This window comes from Enhygromyxa salina (assembly GCF_000737335.2).
GTDB classification, from domain to species: domain Bacteria; phylum Myxococcota_A; class Polyangia; order Nannocystales; family Nannocystaceae; genus Plesiocystis; species Plesiocystis salina_C.
On record NZ_JMCC02000049.1, the window covers coordinates 31,000 to 54,765 of the forward strand.

The window sequence follows — 23,766 nt, forward strand, 5'->3', positions numbered from 1 at the left end:
CCACCGCGCGCGCCGAGTCGCGCCGAGTCGCGCCGAGGTCGAGCGATGCTCGGCGCTCTGAAGTGGACCCACGAGCCAATCGCCAAGCCAGGTCTCGTCGAGAGCTGGAAGGAACTCGCGAGCCACGTCCGGTCCTGCGTCGCCGCGATCGAAGCTGCGATCTCGACCAACGACCCCCACCGCATTCGCGGCGTCTGGGAGGTTCAAACGACGCGCTTCCGGGTCGCGCGGGCGCAGTTCGTGGCGCTCTCGCTCGACGTCCTCGACCGAAGCTTCCCCGAGCACGTTCGCCTGCGCTGGGGCCTGAGCCTCGAGGTCATCTACCCGTGAACCAACTACACCGACAGCCTGGCCAACCTGGTCGCACCAACTGGGGCCGTGATCACGGTTGACGGCAACTCGGTGAACAACTGGTCCGCGATCGGGGCAACGGGCGACTCGGTCGCGCGCGTGGTGCTGTCCAACCACGAGCTCGACGGCAACCACGAGCTCGACGGCAACCAGGAGTTTGGCGTCCAGGTCTACGGCTACGGCCAGTACACCAGCGACTGGTACCCCGGCGGCCAGGACCTCAACATCGTGCCGCAGTAGCGAGAAACGGTCGATGCGCGCGTGCCAACGGTGTTGGCGCGCGCCCGCGTAGCGGCGAACACAGCGCCCGAACCAGAGATCCGGCGCTCGGACTTGTCGTCGACGTGCTCGCCGTGGTCATCTTCTCGCTGTCAGGGCCCCCATGACCGCGTCTCCCGCTTCTCTCGTCTCCCTCGCGTGCCTCGCATGCGTGTCCATCTCGATCGGCTGCGCGCCCCAAGACGAAGGGTCGGATCCGCGTCAGGCCTACTACGACGAGCCCCACGTGATCCCGATGGGTGTGCCCTACAAGGGCCCGGCGATCGCCGAGGACAGCCCCGAGGCGGTGGTTAGCGCCGACGAGTGCGGCCGCGGCCGCGGCATCGATCCCGAGGGCGCGTGCGTGCGACTTGCAACCCGCGAGCACGAGTTTGGCGGGATGGTTCAGATCCCGGCGGGCGCGTTCATGCGTGGCGACATCCCCTCGCGCTACGACGCTGGGCACACGCGCGAGCGCGCCTACGTCCAACACGCTGGCCAGCCGCTGTTTCAGGATCACCTGCCCAGCTACTGGATCGACGGCTACGAGATCTCGCGGCTTGCCTACGCCAAGTGCGTGGACGATGGCACGTGCACCCTGCCGGTCTGCCTCGACGGCACCGACGGCCGGCCCACGGAAGCGCAGATCGGCACCGCGGATCTGGGCGCGTTTCCCCAGACCTGTGTGACCCACGAGCAGGCCCAGACTTACTGCGAGTGGCGGGGCGCGCGGCTGCCCACCGAGGCCGAGTGGGAGTACGCGGCGCGCGGGCCCGAAGGCTGGATCTACCCGTGGGGCCACGACTTCCGCGACGAGCTTGGGCTGGCGCTGGGCCCGGTTGGCTACGATCCGCTCGACATCAGCTACTTCGGGCTCAAGGGCTTCGGCGGCAACGCGATCGAGTGGGTCGCAGACGCATACATCGACGACGCCAACCTCTCGCACTACCTTGGCGGGAAATTCCGCAGCGAGACCGGGCCGCTGGCGCGATCGTGGGCGGCCTGGAAGCAGGGTCTGTGCGGCGGCGAGGACTGCGAGCTTGGCCAGCGCTACGTGGTCAAGGGCGGTCGCACGGGGGCGCGCGCGGGCGCGTGGCAGCTCGCGCCGGGCCAGTCGATCGTCACCCTTCCCACCAGCAACTTCGAGGGCGATCGCGCGGTCGCCCAGCACGCGCGGCTTGGGTTTCGCTGCGCGGCCGACCTCGAGCCCGAGCAGCCAATCCTGACGGTGCCCGTGCCCGCGGTGCCGCTGCCGCTGTATCGGCAAGAGGGCAAGTACGACATGTTCCTGGCGGTCGCGGAGGTCGTGAACCGGGAAGAGGCGGTCCGCTATTGCAGCGTGCTGCGGGCGCCTGGGGATCCCGAGGAGCTGCCCGAGGGCGGCAACGGCTGGCGGCTGCCAACCCTCGAGGAGATCCGCGAGGTCGCGCTGTGGTTCGGGGGGCCCGGCCCGTTTTGGGCGGTCGAGGGCGCGGTCGAGCAGACCTACGTCGACACGCAGACCGCCGAGTGGGGGCCCGTCGAAGCCAACGACGACGAGCCGCTGATGGCTCGCTGCATTCGGAGTCACTGAGTGGGCGTGGGTCGGGCTCGGCTCGCGGCGCTCTAGCACGTACTATCGCGGGCGATGCCGAGGGCGATCCGAGGAATTGTTGTTGCGGGAGCGCTGCTGACACTCGCTGGCTGTCCGGGTCCAAGCGGGGCCGCAGACACGGGTGCGACGAAGGCCGGCGCGAAGAAGGATGCCAAGCCCGCGGACGGCCCGGTCAAGCCGGTCGAGGCCGAGCCCGAGCCAGCAGGGAACGACGGATTCAGCAGCCCCGAGCCGACAGCGCCATCCGAGCCGGGCCCGTTGCCAAGCTGGTTTAGCGTGAACGCGTTCGAGCACGCGAAGGTCGTTCGCCAGGACGAGCGCTCGAATCCCCTGCCAACAGGGCAGTCCGCGACGATGATCGTGCTCGAGCTGACCGCCGGAACCACGCCAGAGCAGTGTCTGGAGGCGGCCAAGGCCAAGCTTGGCGAGTCGATCCCCGATCTCCCAGCCACGACCACGACGCCGCAGGGGTACCTGACGCTCAAGGGCAAGACGAGCACCTACGAGTACACGGTCGTGTGCGGCGTAGCGAAGGACGTACCCACCATGTTCTTGAGCGTGGTCCAGTGAGCGAGGCCGCCGACACGCTGTGGCTCGCGCGCACGCCCGAAGGCTCGTGGCGCTGCACCACCCGCGGCGACGCGCCCGGCCCAAACACCGCGTGGGAGCCGATCGCAGATCCCTTCGCGCACGCCAGCGCAGAGCTTGGCGACCCAGCCACGCTCGCGGCCAAGGCCCCTGCGCTCGGTCCGGCGCGCACGCTGGTTGGGCTGCGCCTGCTCCCGCCGTGTCTGCCCCAGAAGGTGGTTGGGATCGGCCGCAACTACCGAGCTCACGCCGAAGAGCTTGGCAACGAAGTCCCAACGACGCCGCTTTGCTTCCTGAAGGCGCCGTCTTGCTTGATCGTATCGGGCGACGCCCTCGCGCTGCCGCCGGGGTACGAGCGGATCGACATGGAGTCCGAGCTGGTCGCGGTGATCGGTCGGCGCGCGCGATCGATCCCGGCCGCCAACGCGTGGCAGCACGTCGCGGGGTACTTGCTCGGCAACGACGTGTCGTGCCGCGACCTGCAAAAGCGTGACAAGCAATGGACGCGGGCCAAGGGCCTCGACGGCTTTGGGCCGGTCTCACCGTTCATGCGCCTGGTCGCGCCGGGCTGGGAGCTGCCGGTCAGCGAGCTCGAGATCCGCGGGTATCTGGACGACGTACCCGTGCAGCGCGGGCGGGTGTCCGACATGATCTTCTCGATCCCGGACCTGATCGAGCACCTGTCGGACGGGATGACGCTGGAACCTGGGGATCTGATCTTCACCGGCACGCCGGCTGGGGTCGCGGCGCTGGCTCCTGGGCAGGTGGTGCGGATCGAGCTTGGCGGGTTGGAGCTCGGGCGGCTCGTCACGCCGATCGTTGGTGGCGGACGCTGATCACAGCTTCGTGCTGTGCACGTCGGATCGCGATCGTGAGTGACCCGGCCGGCGTGGTGCTTGGCGTGATCACCCCGCCGTCCGCCGCATGGACGCCGTTGGACTCGTGTTGGTGCCGCGGATCAGAGGACCCTCCGATCTGCGGCATCAAGCGCCTAACCTAGTTTTTGGGCCAAGTCAGCTTCCACAGATCGTCAAAGTACACGCTTGGCTCACCCTCGGACGAGGCTCCGCCTTGCAGGTAGAGCTCGTACGCGTTTGGCGTGTCGCGGACGAAGGCCACCCCGCCAACCCGCATCTCCGGGACCGCTGCGTTCGGGTCGAGGGGGATCTGCGTCCACTCGTTGTCCGCGACCGCGTAGAACCACAGCTCGTCGGACAGGCCCTCGAAGGTCTGTCCGCCGTACACGACCAACCCACCGTGGGCGGCGTCGAAGAACGCGACGCTATTGTCGCGAGGCGAGGGCACCAGTCCCTCGGGCTCGAGCTTCGTCCAGGTCGACGAGTCGAGGTCCAGCGCCCACAGATCGTTCTCGTAGTTTGTTGGGCCAAACAGCTCCCACGGCGGCGTCTCCGGGCCCTGGTCGGCACCAAGCCGGTAGCCACCAAACACCAAGAGCGACCGATTGTCTGGATCGTAGCCGCCCGTCGCCCAGGCTCGGGGTGCAGGAGCCTGGCCAAAGGTGGGCAGCACGCCCCAACCCGCGTCATAGTCGTAGACCGCGACATCGTTGCGCAGCCCCGTCGGCGTGCGGGCAAACCCGGACAGGGTGTTGCCGACCCCGCCAAACGCGTAGAGCGTCTTTTTCTTGTTGGGGTGGCCGGGGCTGGGCACCGCCACGACCAGCGCCGAGGAACGTCGCACGGCGAGCGGATCCCCCAGCTTGTCGCCGGTCGCCAACTCCCATGATTGGCTCTTCGTGTGATACGTCCACATCTCGGGGAACATGTGATCGTCGCCAGTACGAAAGCGCCCGCGCCCGCCCACGATGCTCACGCAGTTGCCACATGGACCCGGGACCAACAGGGTGTCGGCGCGTGGCGCTGGCGGCTGGGTGGCCGCCAAATTCGTCCAGGTTCCGGTGCCCAGATCGAGCGCGTAAAAGTCGTTGAGGGTGGGATCGTTGGGAAAGCTCCCGACCTGTCCGCCAAACCGATAGATGACGTCGGGGTTGCCGCCACGGGCAAACGAGGCGCCGGCCTCCCAGATCCCCGGAGGAACGTCCCCATGCTGCGCGACGGCCTCCCATGCAGGTTGAATGGAGATCGGCGAGTCACGAAGCTGATCCTGCTCGCCCTGGTCGACATCGTCGACGCCGCACGCGGTCATCGCAAGCATGATCACGAGGCCAAGCGCCCGCGGGGATCGCTCGCTCGCCCGCCGTTCAAGAGAGTGGAGTGGATGTAAATTGAGCACGCGGCAGAGTGTCACAACTCGCCCGCGTGCGACGGGGATATTCCGCTCCCCGTGCTGCCTTCTTTGCCTGGTTTGCGCGCAATTAGCCACGAACCTGACCGGCGGTCAGGCATGGGCCCGGCTCACCCGATAGGCACGAAATTCTCGCACGCCGCGGAGATCACACCGACCGCCTCGGCGAAGAAGGTCTCGTACGAAGGCGCGCAGATCTGCCCAACAAAGCCGTTGGTGAACATCGTCGTGAATGCCACGATCCGCTCGGCGACCTCGGCCCCGTCAGACCCGTTGACGCACTTGTCGAGCAATGGGCAGCTCTCCGGGTCGGGCCCCGGCGGCCCCACGAGCGAGAGCACGACAATGTTCTGCTCGACCCCGCCCTTGGCGGCGACCACCTCATCAAACCACTGCGCCGGACCGCCGCTCGAGCCCTGATAGGCGTTGTTCGTGCATACGTCCTCTTCGTGATCGTCCTCTTCGTCGGTGATGATCACGATCACCAGCAGCGCGTCATCACGCAAGAAGCCCTCGTTGCAGCCGCCGGGCTCGATCATGTCTTCGGACAGCGCGGCCTGCATGGTCTGCATGGGGCGCTCGTCGCCGTCGCCGTCGGTGCCAACCTTGGCGGCGCACGAGAACGCGGTCTCGAGCTCGTCGTTCTCGGTCATGTAGCTGTAGCCGTCCGCGTAGGGGCCACAGACAGCCTTGCTCGAGTCGCTGCCGCCAGTTGCGATGACCATCGCGCCCTCGTCGTCGCAGCCATCGTTGAACTCGTACTCGTCGGTTGTGATCACGCCAACGTGGTAGCTGTCGGCGTCGGCGAGCTGGGTCTGAATCTCGTGAATGAAGCCCGGAAAGCTACCAACGAGGTTGGCCTGCTCATCGTCCATGCTGCCCGAATTGTCGATCACGAACAATAGATCCACGAATTGGCAGCCGGGATCGTGACCCGCGTCGCCAGCGTCGGCCATGCCGCTCTCGTCGGCGGGCGCGTCGAGCTTGACCGGCCCCCCGCCCGGGTCCATTGCGCCGGGGCCTTCGTCGCCCTCGGCCGTGCCCTCGAATACGATGCCGGAGTCGCCGTCTTCGCCGGCGTCCTCGCGCCAGGCCTTGTCAGCGCAGGCGAGCGAAAAGAGCGCAGAGACGAGGGTGAACGAGAACAGCAGCTTTGTGGTGTGCATTGAGGACTCTCCGGTGGTTCAACACAATGACAATAGCGATTTTCAAGGGCATGAAAAGCTGTAATTCGCATAGGTATCGAATCGATCCTTTGGTCGGTAGGCGGCGCTCGGTGTCGCAATATGCAGAAAAGCCGCTATTGCCAGCTAAAGCGCTCACTATGGCATTGGCATATTGCGCACCTAAAAATGTAGACTCGGTGCCAGCTCCGGCGCGCGCGGGCGTGGTCGCCGTGCGCCGGGGCCAGTCGCGAATTCGCGGCTGGCACTCAGCGCATTGACACTCGAGGTCACGCGGCGATCAGCTGGGGGCGCTCAGCTTGGATCGTGAAACTGTGGCTCGCGCTTCATGAACCGCGCCTGCACGGCCTCGAGCTGATTGCGGCTGCCAAGCAAGGGCAGCTGCAGCGCGGTCTCGAGCCGCAGCGCGGCCTCGTCGCCAAGCCCAGGCGCGTGATTCCACAGCTGCTTGGCGGCTCGGACCGCGTCCGGGGAGCGCTTCGCGATCTGGGCGGCGATCTCCCGCGCGGTCGCGAGCGGGTCCTCGCTCGAGCGCGTGGCAACCCCAAGCTCCACAGCCTCGCGGCCCGTGAAGTCGCGGCCCGTGAAGGTCAGCTCTTTGGCCACGTCGAGCCGCACCAGCCGCGAGAGCGTCTTGCTGATGCTCATGTCGGGGATCATGCCGTACTCGATCTCGCGCACGGCCAGCGTGGTGTCTGGATGCACGACGCGAAGATCAGCGGCCAGCGCCAGCTGCAGACCGCCGCCGACACAGGTCCCGTGGACCGCCGCGATCACGGGCGCGGGCACGGTCGTCCACACCCACGCGAGCCGCTGCGCGAGGTTGCCGAGCTGCCCGACCTTCCATGCCAGCAGCTGCTCGCGCGCAGCCTCGCCGCCCGAGATGAACGCCTTGAAGTCCAGCCCCGCACAAAACGAGGGACCGGCACCGCTGAGGATCACGACGCGGACCGAGCGGTCTTCAGCCAGCTGCTCGCCAGCCGCGACCACCGCCTCGAACATCGCTGGATCCAGACCGTTGTGCTTGTCTGCCCGGTTGAGCTGGACTTCGGCGACGCCGGCTTCGATCGTGCAAGTGACTCGTTCAGGCGTGGACATCGCCGCGTGTTCTATCAGAAACAGGCGATTGAGTTGACCTCCCGCGAGTCGGCGTCGACGATTGCGCCTGTGACGGATCTCGTGACTCATCGGCTTGGCCACGTCAGCCTGACCCCCGACGGCCCAGTCGTGGCAGGCAGCATGAACGAGTGGACGCTGACCTACACGGTCGGCAGCTACGGGATCGACGAAGGCGGGACCCTCAAGCTCGCGCGGCGCTTCGCCTCGGACGGGGCGCACCCGCAATTCGACGAGCCGACCGCGCCCAACTACACCACCGTCACGACCACCGGCGAGGCCAAGCTGCGCCCGCGCTACGACCCCAAGGCCCACGTGCGACCGTGGATGAAGTGCCTGGTGATCGACGTCTACGACGGCTGCCTCGCACCCGGCGACACCGTCACGATCACGCTTGGGGATCGCAGCCAGGGCTCGCCGGGGATCCGCGCGCAGTCGTTCATCGAGTCGGCCCACGAGCTGCGGTTCTTGGTGGATCCCACCAACGCCTGCTTGGTCGAGCGGCTGCCGAGCTCACCGGTGTTGGCGATCATCTCGGGGGCGCCGCTGAGCGTGGTGGTGATCGTGCCGACCCAGGTGGTCGTGGGCGAGCAGGCACAGATCTTCGTCAAGGGTGAAGACCGCTGGGGCAACCCCACGCCAGCGCCGGACCCGGTCGAGCTGAGCTGGGACGGCGACGGCGAGGTTCAGATCAACGCGGGGGTGCTTCGCTGCGCGACCAGCTGCAGCGGCCGCGTGGTCGCGCGCTGGCACGATCAGACCTTCGTCAGCAACCCGATCACCGCCACCCAGACGCCCCCGCAGCACCGCAAGTACTGGGGTGATCTGCACGCACAGTCCGACGCGACCGTCGGGACCGGGACCGAGGTCGAGTACTTCGAGTTTGGCCGCGACTGGGCGCACCTCGACGTGATGTGCCATCAGGGCAACGACTTTCAGATGACCGACGAAGACTGGCGCCGGCTCAACGAGGTCGTCAGGCGCTTCCACCAAGACGGCCGGTTCGTGGTGTTCCCCGGCTACGAGTGGTCGGCCAACACCGCCGCGGGTGGCGATCGCAACGTCATGTACCTCGAAGAGGGCATGCCGATCATGCGCTCGAGTCACTGGCAGATCCCCGGCACGCCCGAAGATCAGCACACGCCCGCGCACCCAGCCGACGTGCTGTTCAGCAAGCTGCGCGAGCACGTGGATCTAGACAAGGTCGTGCTCGCCGCCCACTGCGGGGGCCGCTACGCCGACATCCGCGAGTATTTTGACGAGGAGCTTGGCCCGCTGATCGAGGTGATGTCGTGCTGGGGCGTGTTCGAGTGGCTGCTGTGGGACGCGTTCGACAAGGGCTACGAGGTTGGGGTCGTCGCCAACAGCGACGGTCACAAGGGCCGGCCCGGCGCCGAGGGACCAGGGGCGGGGCAGTTCGGGATCTTCGGCGGGCTGACTTGCATGCTGGCAGAGTCGCTGACCCGCGCGGCGGTGTTCAACGCGCTCAAGCAACGGCGCTGCTATGGAACCACCGGGCCGCGCATGGATCTGAACTTCGAGGTCGAGGGTCGGGTCATGGGCTCGAGCTTCGCGGTCGATCGCGATCGCGTGCAGGTCACGGCCTCGGTCGTGGGCGTCGGTCCGATCGAGTCGCTGCAGCTGTTTCGCGGCCGCGAGCTGATCCACGAGGTCCGGCCCGCGGCGTTCACGAACTGCGGCGCGTCGCGTCGGATCCGGCTGGTCTGGGGCGGCGCGAGGATCCGCGGCCGCGGTCGGCGGGCGACGTGGGACGGCGTCGTGGAGATCGAAGGCGCGCACATCGAGCGCGCGCAGGTGTTCGCGTTTGACTCGCCCATGGATGGGATCCAGGCGCAGACCGACACCACGATCGAGCTGCGCTCGCGCACGACCGGTGATCTCGACGGGTTGGACATTTGGTTGGACCAGGCGCAGCGCGGGCGCGTGGTGTTTCGTTCGGGCGTTGGCGAGCTCGCGGCAATGCTTGGCACGCTCGACGCGAACGGCCAGAGCGCCTCGTTTGGCGGGCTGGATCTGCGCGCCAGCATCTGTCGCTACCCCGAGTCACCTAGCGAGCGCGCCCTCGAGTTCACCCATGAAGTCGAGCTCGCAGCCAGCGCGACCACGCCGCTGTTCGTCAAGGCGGTCCAGGTCGATGGCCACACTGCGTGGTCCAGCCCGATCTATCTGCGCCGTTGCTGACCATGGCTTGGTTGGGTTCGAGGTCGTCGAGTTCAACTACACTGGCGCGGCCACCGAGTTCGAGGTCCCCGCGTGGGTCACCAACCTGACGATCGAAGTGTGGGGCGCCGAAGGTGGCGACTCCGAGTGCTGCGGCGCCGTGGTTCAAGACGACGGTGGCGAGGGTGGCGACGCTGTCGCGACCCTGTACCTCTACGTTGGCGGCCAGGGCGTGCTCGAAGGTGCCGGCGGCTTCAACGGTGGTGGCGCCGGCGGCGAGTGGGGCGGCGGCGGCGGGGCGCCCCCCTGATCGCACCCAAGTTGCAGCAGTCAGCCGCCTGTGTCTTTGGACACAGGCGGCTTTGTTATCAGCTCCTGCTCCAGCTCGCTGAAGTTGCGAAACATTCTCGAGACAGTCCGCCCTGCAATCCGCGAACAGCCCCCGCAAGTCCACGAATCGCCCCGCCTGCACCGAAACAGCTCCGCTTGACCGACAGATTGCGAGCGGGTAACGCTAGCCGCTTAGCGACCATGTCGACTCGCCACCTCGCTTCCATTCTCTCGCTGCTGGTGGCCTCGACCGCCGCCTGCGCGACGTCTGACGACACCGCCGACACCAACGAAACCGGTGACGAGACCGGCGGTGAGACCGGTGGCGAAGCCGAGATCGTCGAGTGTGGCGAGCTCCCGCCGGCGGACGTGGGCACCTGCACGGCCGAGGGCGAGCCCGGCGGATCATTGTTGATCCGCGGCGACGTGCTCGCGCCCGACGCGGTGTACCGCGGCGGCTCGGTGCTGATCGAGGCCGGCGCGATCACCTGCGTGGGCTGTGACTGCGACGCCGGCCTCGCAACCTTGACCTGCGCCGACGCGGTCATCTCGCCCGGCTTGATCAACCCGCACGATCACATCACCTTCGCCAACAACTGGCCGATCGGTGAGGGCGTCGATCGCTACGAGCACCGCCACGACTGGCGCAAGGGTCTCAACGGTCACGCGTCGCTGCCAACCAACAGCGGGGCTTCGGACGACAGCATCCTGGCCGCCGAGCTGCGCTTTGTGATGGCCGGCGCGACCTCGGCCGCGAGCGCGGGCGGCAAGCCGGGGCTGCTGCGCAACGTCGACTCCAGCGGGCTCGAGGGCCTCAACATCCCGCAGGCCGACAGCGACACCTTCCCGCTCGACGACAACGACGGCACCCAGCACGCCAGCGGCTGCAGCTACGGCGGCGACCCCACCACCAGCCAGGACATCCAGGGCAGCGCCTACCTGCCGCACATCGCCGAGGGCATCAACGAGTACGCCAGCAACGAGCTGGTCTGCGCGACTGACGTGGTCGAGCCCAACACCGCGATCGTGCACGCGGTCGGGGTCCCGCTGAGCTTGGCCCAGCAGATCGTCACCGCCAACGCCAAGGTGATCTGGTCGCCGCGCTCGAACGTGGTCCTGTACGGCGCGACGGCGCCGGTCACCATGTTCGACGCGCTGGGGATCCCGCTGTCGCTGGGCACCGACTGGCTGGCCTCGGGCTCGATGAACATGCTGCGCGAGCTGGCCTGCGCCGCGTACCTCGACGACACCCACTACGGCGACTACTTCTCGGATCAAGACCTGTGGGCCATGGCGACCAGCGGCGGCGCCCAGGCGGTTGGCGCCGAGCTGACGATCGGCGAGCTCTCGGTTGGCTGGACCGCCGACATCGCGGTGTTCGCCAAGCAAGGTGAGACCGACCACGGCGCGGTCGTGCGCGGTCACGAGTCCAAGGTCGCGCTGGTGTTGCGCGGCGGCGTGCCGCTCTACGGCGACGCGGATCTGCTGGGCGCGGCGGCGCTCGGCCAAGCAGCCTGCGAGACCCTGGACGTGTGCGGCGTGGCCAAGCGCGCGTGCGTGGCCCAAGACACCTCGAGCACCCTGAGCGCCGTCCAGGCCGCCGCAGGCTACCCGCTGTTCTTCTGCGGCGTGCCAGACGACGAGCCAAGCTGCGTGCCCTCGCGCGACGAGTACAACGGCCCAACCGTGGACGACCAAGACGGCGACGGCATCCCCAACGAGCTCGACAACTGCCCCGAGGTGTTCAACCCGGTGTTCAACGTGCCGTTCCCGCTGTGGGAGGACCAGCCCGACTTCGACATGGACGGGCTCGGCGACGCCTGCGATCCCTGCCCCAGCAACGAGGGCGACATCTGCGAGGGGCCCGATCCCAACGACAGCGACGGCGACGGCGTCCCCAACGACGACGACAACTGCCCGCTCGATCCCAACGCCGATCAGGCCGACGCCGACGACGACGGCAAGGGCGACGCGTGTGACGACTGCGCCGCCGCCAACCCCGGCAACCAAGCTTGCCCGGCGACTGTCCCGCAGATCCAAGATCCCAGCGATCCCAACCACGTCCCGCCAGGTGCAACCGTGTTGGTCGAAGGTCTGACCGTCACCGCGATCCGCCCCGACAACAACGCGTTCACGGCCGAGACCGGAACCGGCGAGCCCTACACCGGCATCTTCGTGTTCACCAACGGCAACCCCGCTGGGCTGGCGGTCGGCGATCTCGTCGACGTCCAGGGTACGATCGAGGAGTACTTCGATCTGACCGAGCTCGTTGATGCCCAGGCGACGATCGTGACCCCCGGCGGCGGCGCAGCGTTCGAGCCCAAGCTCTTCGATCCAGCGCTGATCAGCACTGGCGGCGCCCAGGCAGAGGCCCACGAGTCGATGCTGGTCCAGGTCGCGGACGTGCTGATCACCAACGTCAACCCCGACGGCGCGGACGACTACGACGAGTTCGAGGTCAGCGGGCTGCGCGTGGATGATCTGTTCTTCATGGCGCTCGACAACATGTGCCCGCTCGACTCCAGCTTTGTTCGGGTGACCGGGGTGCTGATCGAGTCGTTCTCGAACTTCAAGGTGACCCCGCGCGGGGCCGAGGACTTCGAGCTCGGCGTGCCGATGTGCCAGCCCTACTGAGCCGCGCTAGCCGCCATCTCGCGCCCCCCGGAAGTCCCGACAGCTCGCCTTGCGCAGGTCGTGGACGAGCCAGGCTTGAAGCCACGCTCAGCTGACCCGAACCGGCAGCGCCGCCAGCCCGCGCAGCCCCGAGTTGTTCTGCCGCCAGCGCAGGGCCTCGCGCCCAACCGCGAGCCGCAGACCGGGGCAGCGCTGAACCAGCCGGGTGAGCGCGATCCGGCCTTCAAACCGGCTCAGGTGGGCGCCCACGCAAAAATGCGGCCCGGCCCCAAACGCGACGTGGCGGTTGGGGTCGCGCCCCACATCGAACACGTCGGGATCATCGAACGCACGCGCGTCCCGGTTCGCGGCGCCGAGCAGCGGCAAGATCTTGTCCCCACGTTGCAGCAGCATCCCGCCAACCTCGCAGCGCTGGGCCACGTAGCGCGTGGCGGGAAAGTGTGCGGGGCTGTCGAAGCGCAGCATCTCCTCGATCGCCAAGGGCACCAGCGCGGGGTCGTCTCGCAGCCGCTCGAATTGTTCGGGATGCTCGAGCAGCGCCAGCGTCCCGTTGCCGAGCAAGTTCACCGTGGTCTCGTGGCCGGCGAACAACAGCAGGAACACCATGCTCAGCAGCTCCTCGGCGGTGAGTTGATCCCCCGCTTGCTCGACCGCGATCAGGTCGCTGGTCAGGTCGTCCGTCGGGCGCGCCCGCTTGCGCGCGAGCATCCGCTCGAACATGCGGCGGAGCTCCCAGTAGGTGGGCAGCCGGTAGATCAGCGACCACTCGCTGCGGTCGGCGATGATCTGCCCCATCGCGCGGCGAAATTTTGCCCGCTCGTGCTCCTCGACACCAAGCAGCTCCGAGATGATGCGCAGCGGCAACGGCACGGCGAACGCCGCCATCAGATCGAAGGTGCCGCGCTCGATCGCGCGATCGAGCAGCTGGGTAGCGATCGCGTCAATGCGCGCCTCGAGCTGCTCGATCCGTGCGGGCGTGAAGGCCTTGGCGACCAGCCCACGCAGGCGCCGATGATCGTCTCCGTCGGCCGAGACCATCGACTTCATGAAGCCTCGCACGAGCTGGGGAAGGACGCGCTCGTAGATGGCCTCGCGCCCGTTGGCGCCGCTGTGACTGCTCTTGAACCGCTTGGGATCCTTCAGCACCAAGCTGACGTCTTCGTAGCGGGTCGCCGCCCAGACCCGGCCCACGAAGGGCTGCCGACATCGGATCATGGGCGAGGCCTCGCGCATCCACGCGTAGAGCGGATACGGGTTGGCCCACGCGGCCGGGTTGGCGAAGTCCACGTCGATACCCAGGGCTCGATCCAAAATGCGCATGGGGTCACTGCCTGCACGGCAGCCTAGCGCGAGAGCGTGCCGGGGGCGGCGCTCAGCCCCCACGCGGACGGCGACCCAGCACCCGAACCAACGCCGAGCCGTACCGCTCGATCGTCTTTGCGCCGATCCCTGGCACCGCGCGCAATGACTCGAGATCGTGGACGGGGCTGGTCGCGAGCGCGATCAGCTGCTTGTTACTCAGGATCCGAAACGCCGGCACGCCCTTGGTCCGAGCCTGGGCGAGCCGCCATTGTTGCAGTGCTTCGAGCACGGCGCCGCCGGCTGCACGAGGCCCGCTACTCTTGCGGCCAGCGCCAGCTTTGCCCTTGCGCTTGCCGCCGCGCTTGGTTCCCGGGCTTGGCGCGCGCGAACCAGACTTGCGCTTGGTCGATCCTCGCCCGCGACCGCGGCTCTTGGTGTCACCGGGCCCCCCGCTGAGATCCACGGCGATCGAGATCTTGGCCAGCGCCGCGTCGAGCTCGCCTTCATATTCAGGCAGCTCCCGCGCGAGCGACACCCGGCGAAACGCGATCTCCTGGGTCTTCCCGCTGGGGACGAAGCGATCCTCGCTGATCTCCAAGTAGCCCGCGCGGTCGAGCGCCTGAACCACGCGCTCGAAGCTGCTGCGCGGCAGCTGACCCTCGGCGACCTCGCTGAACAATCGCCCGGCCGCGACGCCGCGCGCGTCCGTTGCGAGCGTGCGCAGGATCCCGTGCATGCAGGCCCGCTGCGCGGTGCTGGGCGGCTGCTCGCGGGCGACCAGGGCCGCCTTGGGATCACAGATGTCGCAGCGCCCACACTGGGTCCCGCTGTCTTCGCGGTCACCAAAGTGCTCGACGAGCTCGAGCATGCGACACCGGCCCGCGCTCAGGTACGACGCCACGCGATCCAGCTGCGCCTGCCGATGCTCGCGCTGGGCGACGTAGGGCGTTCGCCAGTCATCGGGGCCGCGGCTCACGTTCTCTTCTGGGTCGATCAGGGCGCCCCCGTGCAGCCACAGCTTCTCGAGGATCTTGTCCATGTCGTCGGTCGTGATCCTGGCCCGCCGCTGCAGCGCAGCGCGTGGCGTTGGCCGCGGCCCCAGCAGCCGTGCGACGGCGACGAGCTGCTCGGGCTCGGGGTAGTCGCGCTCGAGGAAGAACTCGTGGGTCCGGCGATCCGCGTAGGCGTGCAGCAGGATCGTTCGGCTGGGCAGCCCGTCGCGCCCGGCCCGACCGATCTCTTGGTAGTAGCCCTCGAGGCTGCCCGGCGAGGCGACGTGCACGACCGTGCGAACGTCGGGCTTGTCGATGCCCATGCCAAACGCAACCGTCGCCACGATCACCGAGCTGTCGCCGCGCAAGAACTGTTCTTGGGCCCGCGCGCGCGCCTGGGGGTTCATCCCAGCGTGGTAGGCCGAGACCGTGTACGCGTGCTTGCCCCGGCTCGACAGCGCGGCGGCGAGCTGCTCGCAGACCTTGCGGGTTGGGGCGTACACGATCGCCGGTCGGCGTGCAGGATCGGCAAGCAGCTGCTTGCAGATCCCCGCGCGCTCGCTGCTGGCGACCTCGACCACCTCAATCGCGAGATTCGTCCGACGAAAGCCCTTGATGAACGCCGCCGCGTCGGCCAGACCAAGCTGCTGCAGAATGTCGCGCTGGACCAGCGGCGTGGCCGTTGCCGTCAGCGCGATGATCGGAACGCCCGCGCCGCCCGAAGCCGGGTGCGTGAGCGGCCGCAGGCGGGCCTCGAGCATGCGGTAGTCCGGGCGAAAGTCGTGACCCCAGTGCGAGATGCAGTGGGCCTCGTCAACGGCGATCAGCGCGGGCCAACGCTTGGCCAACATCTGGGCGAACCCGGGCACGGCGAGCCGCTCGGGGGCCATGAAGAAGAACTCGAGCTCGCCGTCGAGGTAGCGCCGGCAGACTTGCCGCGAGGCGAGGCGACTCAGGCCCGAGTGAATGCGCTCGGCCGCGAAACCGAGCGAGCGCAGCTTTTCGACCTGATCTTCGATCAGGGCGATGAGCGGGCTGATCACCAAGGTCGTGCCGCCACGGGCGACCCCGGGGAGCTGGTAGCACAGCGACTTGCCGGCGCCGGTTGGCATCACGACCAGCGCGCTGCTACCAGCGGTCACCGTCGCGCAGATCTCTTGTTGGTGGGCACGGAATTCACCGAACCCAAACCGCGCCTCGAGCAGCGCGGGCAGCTCCGCGACTGGGACGGCGCGAGGTGTCGGCTTCGGCTTGGACGCGGCGCCGCTTGGACTCGAGCCGGCCGAGGGTGCCGCGCTCGCGTGCGACCGCGTACGCGCCACATCGGCCCCGCTGCGTGCGAGACCCCCCGTCTCGCCGCCACCGCTCGCCTGCGCGGGGGCGGCAGAGCTCTCACCGCGTGCCGGCGCCGAGGTCACGCTGCCGCTCCCGGCCGCCTGCGTGACGGTGCCAACAACCTGCGCGACGTAGGCCTCGATCTCCTGCATGAACGCGTCGAGCTCCCCCGGTCCCCCGCCCATGCGATGCAGCGCCAGCTCCCACTCGCCGGTCATCGCCGGGCTCTTGACTTGCTCGTGGACCGCGTCGATCAGGCGCTCGCCCTTGTCGCTCGCGCGCAGGGTCTTCTTGCCGTCGCGCGTGACGTAGCCGCGCTGGAGCAAGGTCTCGATCGTCGCGGCCCGGGTCGCGGGTGTCCCCAGCCCACAGCCGCGCATCGCCTCGCTCAGCTGCTTCTCCGAGATCGTGCGCCCCGCCGTCTCCATCGCCGTCAGCAGCGACGCCTCCGTGTGGGGCCGGGGTGGCTCGGTCTGCTTGTCGATCGCCTTGGCCGACACGACCGTGGCCGCCTGTCCCGGCTCGAGCCCGCCCGGCAAGGTCACCGCGCCCGGCTTGGCCCCCGGCTTGGCCTTGCCGCTGCGGCGCTTGATGTCGAGGACCTTCCAACCTTCTTGCTCGACCGAGGTCCCGCGGCTGAGATAGCGATCAACGGTCTGCTCGGGCGCCGTGCCGTTGACGATCTGGGTCTCGACGGTGGTGATCGCCTCGACGTAGTTCGGGTGATACGCGGCCAGCAGGCGCCGACACACGAGGTCGTAGATCTTGAACAGCTCGGTGCCCGCGCGCAGGTTGGGGCGCTCGGAGGTCGGCAGGATCGCGTGGTGATCGCTGACCTTCGCGTCGTTGACGTAGCGACTACCCAGCGAGCGCTCACCGCTGCCCTCGGCGATCATTCCGGGGTAGCCGGGCGCGATCGCATCTATGATCCCCGGCAGCGTGGACGCGGTCTCGCGGTCGATGTGGCGGCTGTCGGTCCGCGGGTAGGAGATCGCCTTGTGCCGTTCGTAGAGCTCTTGCGCGACATCTAGCGTGCGCTTGGCCGACATCCCGTACAGCCGGTTGGCGTGGCGCTGCAGCTCGGTGAGGTCATACAAAAACGGCGCTGGAGAGCTCTGCTTCGAGCGCTGGACGTGGGCGATCGCGGCGGTGCCAGTCTTCGCGCGGGCGACCACGGCGGCCGCTTCCTCGCCGCTGTGTGCGAGCCGGGCCAGCGCAGACTTGGGCGGCTTCCAGGGCTTGCTGCGATCGCCGGCTGGACCGTCTGGATCAGCTGGGTCAGGTCGGTGGTAGGTGCCCTCGAACTCCCCCGGCGCCGCCGCAAACCGAGCCACCACCTCTTGGTAGTGCACCGGCACGAACTCCCGGATCTCGCGCTCGCGGGTGACGAGCATCGCCAAGGTCGGCGTCTGGACCCGGCCCACGCTGAGCTGATCATCGTAGAGCAGGCTGTACGCGCGCGAGAGGTTCATGCCAACTAGCCAGTCCGCCCGGCTGCGGGCCCGCGCGGCGTTGGCCAGCGCGTCAAACTCCGCGCCGCTGCGCAGCCGTTGAAAGCCGCCGCGGATCGCAGCTTGGGTCAGCGCCGAGATCCACAGCCGTCGCCACGGTCGGGTGCAGCCGGTCTTCTCGTAGATGTAGCGGAAGATCAGCTCACCCTCGCGCCCGGCGTCGGTCGCCGCCACGATCTCGCGCACGTCGGCAGCCTTCATCAGGCGGGCGACCACGGCGTACTGATCCGCGGCGTGGTCGAGCACGCGCAGCGGCCACTCGCGCGGAAGCATCGGCAGCAGGTCCAGCCGCCAGCGCTTCCACGCGGCCTCGATCTCCGATGGCTCGGCCAGACCCACGAGGTGGCCAACCGCCCAAGTGACGCGGTAGCCCGCGCCCTCGAGGTAGCCACGACGGCGCTGGGTGGCGCCGAGCGCCGCGGCGATGTCACGGGCGACGGAGGGCTTCTCCGCAAGGACGAGGGTCGGCACGAGCAGCGCGGATGGTAGCGGTTGCGGACCACCGAACCCAGCGGGCTGTTTTCAGCTCGGGCGAGGGCTTCGCGCCCAGCTTGCGGACACCTTCGTGGTTCATCGAGGGCGCCAAGCTCGTACGCGCTGCTCGAGCTCAGACCAGCTCAGCGCTTCGCTGGGGTCTTGTCGGTGAGCGGCCAACCGACGATCGAGCTCAGCCTTGACCTCGGCGCTGACTTCGAGGTGATCACCCTGCTGTCCCTCCGCGCACTTGACTCGCCGGCCGCTCACAGCGCGACCGCCCCGTCGAGCTCGCGCAGCATCTGCTCCGAGCTCAGGTTGTCCGCCGCGACCCCGTTGAAGTACTGCATCAGCCCGACCTGCTCGTAGTACGGGATGATCCGATCCGACAACAGCCCAATCGCGCGTAGATTTGGCACCAAGCGCGAGAACATGACCTGGCGAAACATCTTCATGCCCGGCGCATTGGTGATGAACCGCCGCCAATGTTCACGGGTCATCAGCCCCTCGAACCATTCCTCATACACCTCATAGATCATGAAGCGATTGCGCATGAGGATCGCAACCTCGAATGCCCAGTCTTCTCGCTCTTGCCGCTCACGCTCGGTCAGCTGCGTGGTGATGTGCTCGCGCAGGGCCAGCACGCCATAGTGCACGTGGCGGGCTTCGTCTTGGATCACCCGCTCGAGGATCGCCCGCAGCAGCGGCTCTTGGGTGACCTTGTAGATCACGCCAAACGCCCCCAGCGCCAGCCCCTCTACCATGATCTGCATGCCGAGAAATTTCATGTCCCAGCGCGAGTCGGTCATCAGCGAGTCAATGATCACGAACAGGTTGTCGTTGATCCGATACAGCCGCCCGAGCTTCTGATCCAAGTAGCGGTTGAACACCTCCACGTGACGGCCCTCGTCCATGACTTGGGTAGCGCCGTACATCTTGCCGTCGAAGAACTGCACGGCCTCGGTGACCTGGCAGGCCGCGAACAGTGCCCCCTGCTCACCGTGCAGGAACTGGCTGAGCAGCCAACACACAACCGAGAAGCGCAGCTCGGCCAGCTCTTTGTTGGTGAACTTGGTGCCAAGCTCGTCGGCGAGGCTCTGCGGATCCAAGAAGTTGTCGGGCAGCAGCGGGATCTCGTGGTTGAAGGGATCGACGTTGGTGTCCCACGGCATCTCGTCGGAGTCCCACTGGCCCTGCTTGGCGCGGCGGTAGAGCTCGGCCATCGCGGGTTGATCGGCCGGGTAGTTCCAGTCGAAGTGGGCCATGTAGTTGCACGGGATCTTGGTTGGCTCGTTTTGCCGGCCACGGTGCAGCAGCATGCCGCGGATGCCCGAAGGCCCGAGCGAGCGCAGGACCCTGGGATCGCGGATCTGGGTGAATACCGACAGCGCCTCGAAGTAGCTGTCGACCTGGCTGCGCATCTTGTTGGGCAACAGGTGGGTCAGGCGTGCGCTGTCTAGCATCGGCTTCGATCCTGCCACGGGTGCTGGCGTAGTGTCTAGTTGAACTAGACACTCGCCGAACTCAACAGACACCGCGATATCTCTTGGCGACAGCCGCCTGGCGCGCAGGCGCGAAGCTCAACCGCACAGGTTTCAGACGCCGCATTTGTGGATCGAGCGGCGCCGGGCCAGCTCGCGCGTCGTCGTTGCACTCGGATCGAGCGTTACCCAAGCGCCCGCGCGAGCACCTCGAGGGCCTTCGGCCCGGCTTCGAGCGGGTCGCGGTTGGCACCCACTCGCAGCGCGGTCTCGCTGACTTCGGTGACCGCGTCGTCAATGGCCACCCCATAGCGCCGACACAACCACGCGCTGGAGATCAGCCCGGTCCGGCCCATGCCCGCCGCGCAGTGGGCGACCACGCGCTCACCCGCGGCCTCGGCCTCGGCGAAGGCAGCCAGCGCTTGTTCCAGAGCCTCGTTGCTGGGCAGCCCGAAGTGGTCGATCGCCGCATGGGTCACGGCGGCGAAGCGCTGGCTGTACGCGCCCAGCAGATCGTCATAGCGAAGCATCCGCTCGTGCGAAAGCAGGCACACGACCCGCGCAACGCCCTGCCCGATCATGAAATCAATCCACTCGTTCACCTCTGCGGGCCCGTAGCCAGGTCGGTCCGAGCCGTAGACGATCTCATCGCGCAGCGATGCGGGAGCGAAGTTGCGAGGGACCACGCGGACGAGTCTCGCACGAATGGTGTCCGCGGTGGGTCGAGACTCCGCGGCCCACGAGCAGGCCCGCCCAAGCGCAAACCAACCGACTCAGGGGTCGCAATTCTCGTACTGCCACAGCCGGATGCCGTCGTGAATGAACACGCCGTCGCTGGCAGCCTCGATCAGCAGAGCCTGGGGTCCCTCGCTCCAGCCGTGAAGCAGCGCCGGCGTGGGGAGAATTGTCCAGTCCAGCCCGTCCCAGTGAGCGACGCTCTCGGGCTCCGAGAAGCGCGAAGAGCCCATCCACAGGTCGTCGGGGCCGGCGGCGTCGAGCGTCCACCAGTCGTCGTGGCCGCCCAGCGCCGGCCACAGATCCTTGGCGACGTGCCACTCGACGCCGTCCCAAAAGTACAGCTGTTCGGGGTTGTCCGTGTTGTTGGCTTGGGTCGACCACAGCTCGTTGGGACCCGTGGCGGCGAGTGAGAACGCCCGACTGTTCTCCAGGGGGTTGCTGATGTCGGTCCACTGACCGTCCTCGAACATCCAAGTACTGTTGGCGTTCGATGCCACGTTGAAGTTGGCGAACACCCGCTCGCCACCTTGTGTCAGCTTGAACGCGAGCTTGGTGAGCCCAGGCGGCAGGCGATCGACCCACACCCCATCGACGCGCGCGAACAGACCGTAGGTGGCGTTGGGGAAGTACTCGCCTTTCTCGGTCGAGATCCACAGCTGTTCTTGCCCGTCGATCAGGAACAGCTTCGAGTCGAACACGCGAACGCCCGGCTCCGGTGGATCGAGCTCGAGGATCTCACCGTCGACGATCTCGTAGGTTGCATGGAAGTCGGGTTCCACTTCGTACTCGGTCAACGTCCGGGTCCCAAAGCCTTGATCGACCGCGCCAACGATCTGGTCGAAGCTGGTTGGAAACTCGACGTAGGTCGGCGACCAGCTCGAGCCATCCCAGCGCCAGGTGCCGTTCGGCGGCGCCTCGGGTTTGGGTACAGAGCTGTACTGATGGCTCACGGTGCCGGCCACGGCGTTGTCCATGTCGTCAACGACCATCGTCTGGGGATAGAAGTCGCCGTTGCGCCAATACAGCGACTCGACGCTCATGGCGTCCACGTCGATGAAGTTGACAGCGTGGCCGTGGTCCTCGCCCACGACCACGAGACCCTCGCCGTAGACCGCGAAGTCGCGGGCGCCTTCGATCGTGAGCCCGTGGGTCCAGCCGACGCCGTCCCAGGCCCACAGCTCGCCCTCGTCGTCGAGCGCCCAGACCTCGTCGCTGGCCCGGCCCTCGATCCGCTCGATCGTCGCCGTTGTCGGAAGATCGTGGGTCGACCAGACGCCAAGCTCGAAGTGGCGGAGCGTGCCCTGCTCGCCACCCACCCACACGTCGTCGCCGTCGACCCCCCAGACCGCGTGCAGGGTTGGAAATTCGTCATCGAACCAAACGGTCCAGTCGTCGCCGTCGAAGCTCGCAACCAGACCCCCGATCGGGGTCAGCCAGGGCGAGCTGTTGGGGTCACGCCCGCCGACGGCCCAGGTGCTCGCGCCATCGCTCCAGATCCGGGTGACGAGGCCGGGGGACTCGACTTGCTGCCAATCAACGCCGTCGTAGCGAAGCAGGACCGAGGGCGCCTCGTTGCAGGCACAGTCGGGGTCCTGACACGCGAAGGTGTTGCACTCGGCCATTGCTATCGCCCACAGATCATTCGGGGCGGCCCCGGAGATGTCGTGGGGGATCATCGCTCCAAAGTCGTTCGGCTGCTGGGGGAACGAGACGACGTCCTCGAGCTCGCTGCCATTGTAGCGATACAGACCCGCGCCAGAGCTGGGCGCATAGCCCAGCAGCCAGTGATCGGCGGTCGTCGGACCCCAGACATCGTAGGCGTCGCGCAGCCAGCGGTCGCTGGTCGTGGCCTCGATGTCGAGCCACTCGCCGTCGGCGAACTTCACGATGTCGCCGCCGCCGATCGCAATGATGTCGGTGCCGTCCGTCCAGACCTTGTCGAGGCCAAGGGCGCGGGTCTTGAGCGACTGCCATTCGCCACATTCGCTGACGACGTCACCACACAACAGCTGCAGCTCTTGTTCGGGCAGCGCCCGGTTCCAGACCCGCAGCTCGTCGATCTCACCACCGAACCAGCTGTTGACGTTCGGCCCCAGACCGACCGCGGAGAAGTTGTAGTCTTTGAGACCAATATTTGGGTTCTGGAGCTCGCTGTCGAACTCGCAGTCGAGATAGTAGCGCGCGGCCACGCCACCTTCGACGACCATCGTGACCTCGCGCCAGGTGTCGTTTGTCAGCGCGGAGGACGAGAGCGGCCACAGCGACCCGCCAGCCTGGTTGGAGAGGGCCGAGAGCACCTTGGGCCCGTAGACCCCGGTGCCAATGTACATGGATGAAAATGGGCCGCAGCCAAAGCACAGAGAGTTGAGCTTGTTGACGTCCGCGACCTGGACCCGGGCGCTGATCGTGAAGTCACCATCAACCCCACCGTAGAGCGAGGGTGAGCGCAGCCCGAGGTGCGCGAGTGAGAGATAGTCGTCGACGCCATCGAGGGCCACGGCGTCACCGGTTGGCGAGCTGACGAACGACCCGCCATGCAGCGTGCCGTGACGGGCGTTTCCCGACATATCCGTGACCTGGTTGTCGACGCGATCCTCGAAGGTCCAGCGCAGCTCCAGGCCTTGCTCGAGCGGTTGCGGGCACAGCTCCCCCAGCTCTGGCTCGGACAGCGCCCGACTCCAGATCCGCAGCTCGTCGATCTCGCCACCAAACCAGCGGTCCGGGTTCGCGCCCAACCCGACCGCCGAGAAGTTGTAGTCTTTGAGACCAATATTTGGGTCTTGCAGATCGGTGTCGACCTCGCAGTCGAGGTAGTAGCGCGCGGCCACGCCACCTTCGACGACCATCGTGACTTCACGCCACTCGTCGTCGGCGAGCGCGGCGGACGAGGTTGGCCACAGCGACCCGCCAGCTTGGTTGGAGACTGCAGACAGGACCGTCGACCCGGGGGACACGGTGCCGATGTACATCGACGAGAACGGCCCACAGCCGAAGCAGAGGGTGTTGAGCTTGGCGACATCCGCGACCCGCACCCGGGCGCTGATCGTGAAGTCACCATTGACGCCGCCGTAGAGCGCGGGGGCCCGCAGCCCGAGGTGCGCGACGGACACGTAGTCGTCCACGCCGTCGAGGCTGACCGCCTGTCCCTGCGGCGAGCTGACGAGCGCACCCCCTTGCAGGGTGCCATGGCGACCGTTGCCCGAGAGATCCGTGATCTGGGTGCCGACGTGGTCCTCGAAGGTCCAGCGCAATTCGAGGCCGTCCTCGAGCCCGCGGAGCTGCGCAGGTTCGCCGTCGCTGTCGCTGTCGCTGTCCAGATCCGTGCAGGCCAGGCAGGACAGGCAGGCGCTCACCAATAACCCCAAGTCGAGTCGCAGAAGGAACGGGTCTCGTGGCATGTGGCTCCATGACACGAGGCCATGATCCATTCAC

General features: G+C 67.5%; 17 protein-coding genes. 8 read left to right on the top strand and 9 right to left on the bottom strand.

The window, feature by feature from the left end; all coding sequences use genetic code 11:
* The first annotated feature begins 45 nt into the window (after positions 1-45).
* From DB30_RS19645 to DB30_RS19665, 5 genes are all read left to right on the top strand, one after another.
* Complete coding sequence (locus tag DB30_RS19645; RefSeq protein ID WP_052551216.1) at positions 46-330, top strand: hypothetical protein; 285 nt, start codon at positions 46-48, stop codon at positions 328-330.
* Positions 331-378: 48 nt separating this feature from the next.
* Complete coding sequence (locus DB30_RS19650; protein WP_052551218.1) at positions 379-591, top strand: hypothetical protein; 213 nt, start codon at positions 379-381, stop codon at positions 589-591.
* A gap of 190 nt (positions 592-781) precedes the next feature.
* Positions 782-2,182 (top strand): formylglycine-generating enzyme family protein, encoded by a 1,401-nt coding sequence (locus tag DB30_RS19655; RefSeq protein WP_052551220.1) that lies wholly within the window; start codon positions 782-784, stop codon positions 2,180-2,182.
* 54 nt (positions 2,183-2,236) lie between these two features.
* Positions 2,237-2,773: a hypothetical protein gene (locus DB30_RS19660; protein WP_052551222.1), complete on the top strand. Its 537-nt coding sequence runs from the start codon at positions 2,237-2,239 to the stop codon at positions 2,771-2,773.
* Positions 2,770-3,627 (top strand): fumarylacetoacetate hydrolase family protein, encoded by an 858-nt coding sequence (locus DB30_RS19665; RefSeq protein ID WP_052551224.1) that lies wholly within the window; start codon positions 2,770-2,772, stop codon positions 3,625-3,627. The genes DB30_RS19660 and DB30_RS19665 overlap by 4 nt, the downstream gene beginning before the upstream one ends.
* A gap of 160 nt (positions 3,628-3,787) precedes the next feature.
* Here DB30_RS19665 and DB30_RS19670 read toward each other — a convergent pair whose 3' ends face one another.
* The 3 genes from DB30_RS19670 to DB30_RS19680 form a co-directional block, all read right to left on the bottom strand.
* Entirely contained in the window at positions 3,788-4,957 is a 1,170-nt protein-coding gene (locus DB30_RS19670; protein WP_165703847.1) for a Kelch repeat-containing protein, read from the bottom strand.
* Between the two features lie 209 nt (positions 4,958-5,166).
* A complete protein-coding gene (locus DB30_RS19675) occupies positions 5,167-6,222 on the bottom strand; it encodes a vWA domain-containing protein (protein ID WP_052551229.1) in 1,056 nt (351 codons plus the stop codon).
* 312 nt (positions 6,223-6,534) lie between these two features.
* The gene (locus tag DB30_RS19680; RefSeq protein WP_052551232.1) at positions 6,535-7,338 is read right to left on the bottom strand and encodes a crotonase/enoyl-CoA hydratase family protein; all 804 of its coding nucleotides are present in this window, start codon (positions 7,336-7,338) and stop codon (positions 6,535-6,537) included.
* A 69-nt stretch (positions 7,339-7,407) separates the two neighbouring features.
* Between DB30_RS19680 and DB30_RS19685 the strand changes: the two genes are divergently transcribed.
* The 3 genes from DB30_RS19685 (at position 7,408) to DB30_RS41550 (ending at position 12,501) form a co-directional block, all read left to right on the top strand.
* Positions 7,408-9,558 (top strand): DUF3604 domain-containing protein, encoded by a 2,151-nt coding sequence (locus DB30_RS19685; protein ID WP_146659693.1) that lies wholly within the window; start codon positions 7,408-7,410, stop codon positions 9,556-9,558.
* A 7-nt stretch (positions 9,559-9,565) separates the two neighbouring features.
* Positions 9,566-9,847 carry a hypothetical protein gene (locus DB30_RS19690; RefSeq protein ID WP_052551235.1) on the top strand — a complete coding sequence of 94 codons (282 nt, stop codon included), beginning with the start codon at positions 9,566-9,568 and terminating at the stop codon, positions 9,845-9,847.
* A 221-nt stretch (positions 9,848-10,068) separates the two neighbouring features.
* Entirely contained in the window at positions 10,069-12,501 is a 2,433-nt protein-coding gene (locus DB30_RS41550) for an amidohydrolase family protein (RefSeq protein ID WP_052551237.1), read from the top strand.
* An 87-nt stretch (positions 12,502-12,588) separates the two neighbouring features.
* Here DB30_RS41550 and DB30_RS19700 read toward each other — a convergent pair whose 3' ends face one another.
* The 6 genes from DB30_RS19700 to DB30_RS19725 all read right to left on the bottom strand — a co-directional run bounded on the left by DB30_RS19700 (position 12,589) and on the right by DB30_RS19725 (position 23,732).
* Positions 12,589-13,821: a cytochrome P450 family protein gene (locus DB30_RS19700; RefSeq protein ID WP_146659696.1), complete on the bottom strand. Its 1,233-nt coding sequence runs from the start codon at positions 13,819-13,821 to the stop codon at positions 12,589-12,591.
* Between the two features lie 52 nt (positions 13,822-13,873).
* Positions 13,874-18,112, bottom strand: a complete 4,239-nt coding sequence (locus tag DB30_RS19705) for a DNA topoisomerase 3 (protein ID WP_146659698.1) — start codon at positions 18,110-18,112, stop codon at positions 13,874-13,876.
* A gap of 99 nt (positions 18,113-18,211) precedes the next feature.
* On the bottom strand, positions 18,212-18,385 hold the full coding sequence (locus tag DB30_RS43120) for an addiction module protein (RefSeq protein WP_146659700.1): 174 nt from the start codon (positions 18,383-18,385) through the stop codon (positions 18,212-18,214).
* Positions 18,382-19,578 carry a ferritin-like domain-containing protein gene (locus DB30_RS19715; RefSeq protein WP_240480277.1) on the bottom strand — a complete coding sequence of 399 codons (1,197 nt, stop codon included), beginning with the start codon at positions 19,576-19,578 and terminating at the stop codon, positions 18,382-18,384. Before DB30_RS19715 ends, DB30_RS43120 begins: the two co-directional genes overlap by 4 nt.
* Positions 19,579-19,781: 203 nt before the next feature.
* Positions 19,782-20,282 carry a protein-tyrosine phosphatase family protein gene (locus tag DB30_RS19720; RefSeq protein WP_052551241.1) on the bottom strand — a complete coding sequence of 167 codons (501 nt, stop codon included), beginning with the start codon at positions 20,280-20,282 and terminating at the stop codon, positions 19,782-19,784.
* Positions 20,283-20,369: 87 nt separating this feature from the next.
* Complete coding sequence (locus tag DB30_RS19725; RefSeq protein WP_165703848.1) at positions 20,370-23,732, bottom strand: LamG domain-containing protein; 3,363 nt, start codon at positions 23,730-23,732, stop codon at positions 20,370-20,372.
* Positions 23,733-23,766 lie beyond the last annotated feature (34 nt).

What these genes read in the sequence shown, in the direction of transcription:
- DB30_RS19670 (WP_165703847.1), bottom strand. Translation starts at nt 4,957, where the DNA reads ATGACCGCGTGCGGCGTCGACGATGTCGACCAGGGCGAGCAGGATCAG.
- DB30_RS41550 (WP_052551237.1), top strand. Translation starts at nt 10,069, where the DNA reads ATGTCGACTCGCCACCTCGCTTCCATTCTCTCGCTGCTGGTGGCCTCG.
- DB30_RS19725 (WP_165703848.1), bottom strand. Translation starts at nt 23,732, where the DNA reads ATGCCACGAGACCCGTTCCTTCTGCGACTCGACTTGGGGTTATTGGTG.
- DB30_RS19660 (WP_052551222.1), top strand. Translation starts at nt 2,237, where the DNA reads ATGCCGAGGGCGATCCGAGGAATTGTTGTTGCGGGAGCGCTGCTGACA.
- DB30_RS19715 (WP_240480277.1), bottom strand. Translation starts at nt 19,578, where the DNA reads ATGCTAGACAGCGCACGCCTGACCCACCTGTTGCCCAACAAGATGCGC.
- DB30_RS19675 (WP_052551229.1), bottom strand. Translation starts at nt 6,222, where the DNA reads ATGCACACCACAAAGCTGCTGTTCTCGTTCACCCTCGTCTCTGCGCTC.
- DB30_RS19645 (WP_052551216.1), top strand. Translation starts at nt 46, where the DNA reads ATGCTCGGCGCTCTGAAGTGGACCCACGAGCCAATCGCCAAGCCAGGT.
- DB30_RS19680 (WP_052551232.1), bottom strand. Translation starts at nt 7,338, where the DNA reads ATGTCCACGCCTGAACGAGTCACTTGCACGATCGAAGCCGGCGTCGCC.
- DB30_RS19700 (WP_146659696.1), bottom strand. Translation starts at nt 13,821, where the DNA reads ATGCGCATTTTGGATCGAGCCCTGGGTATCGACGTGGACTTCGCCAAC.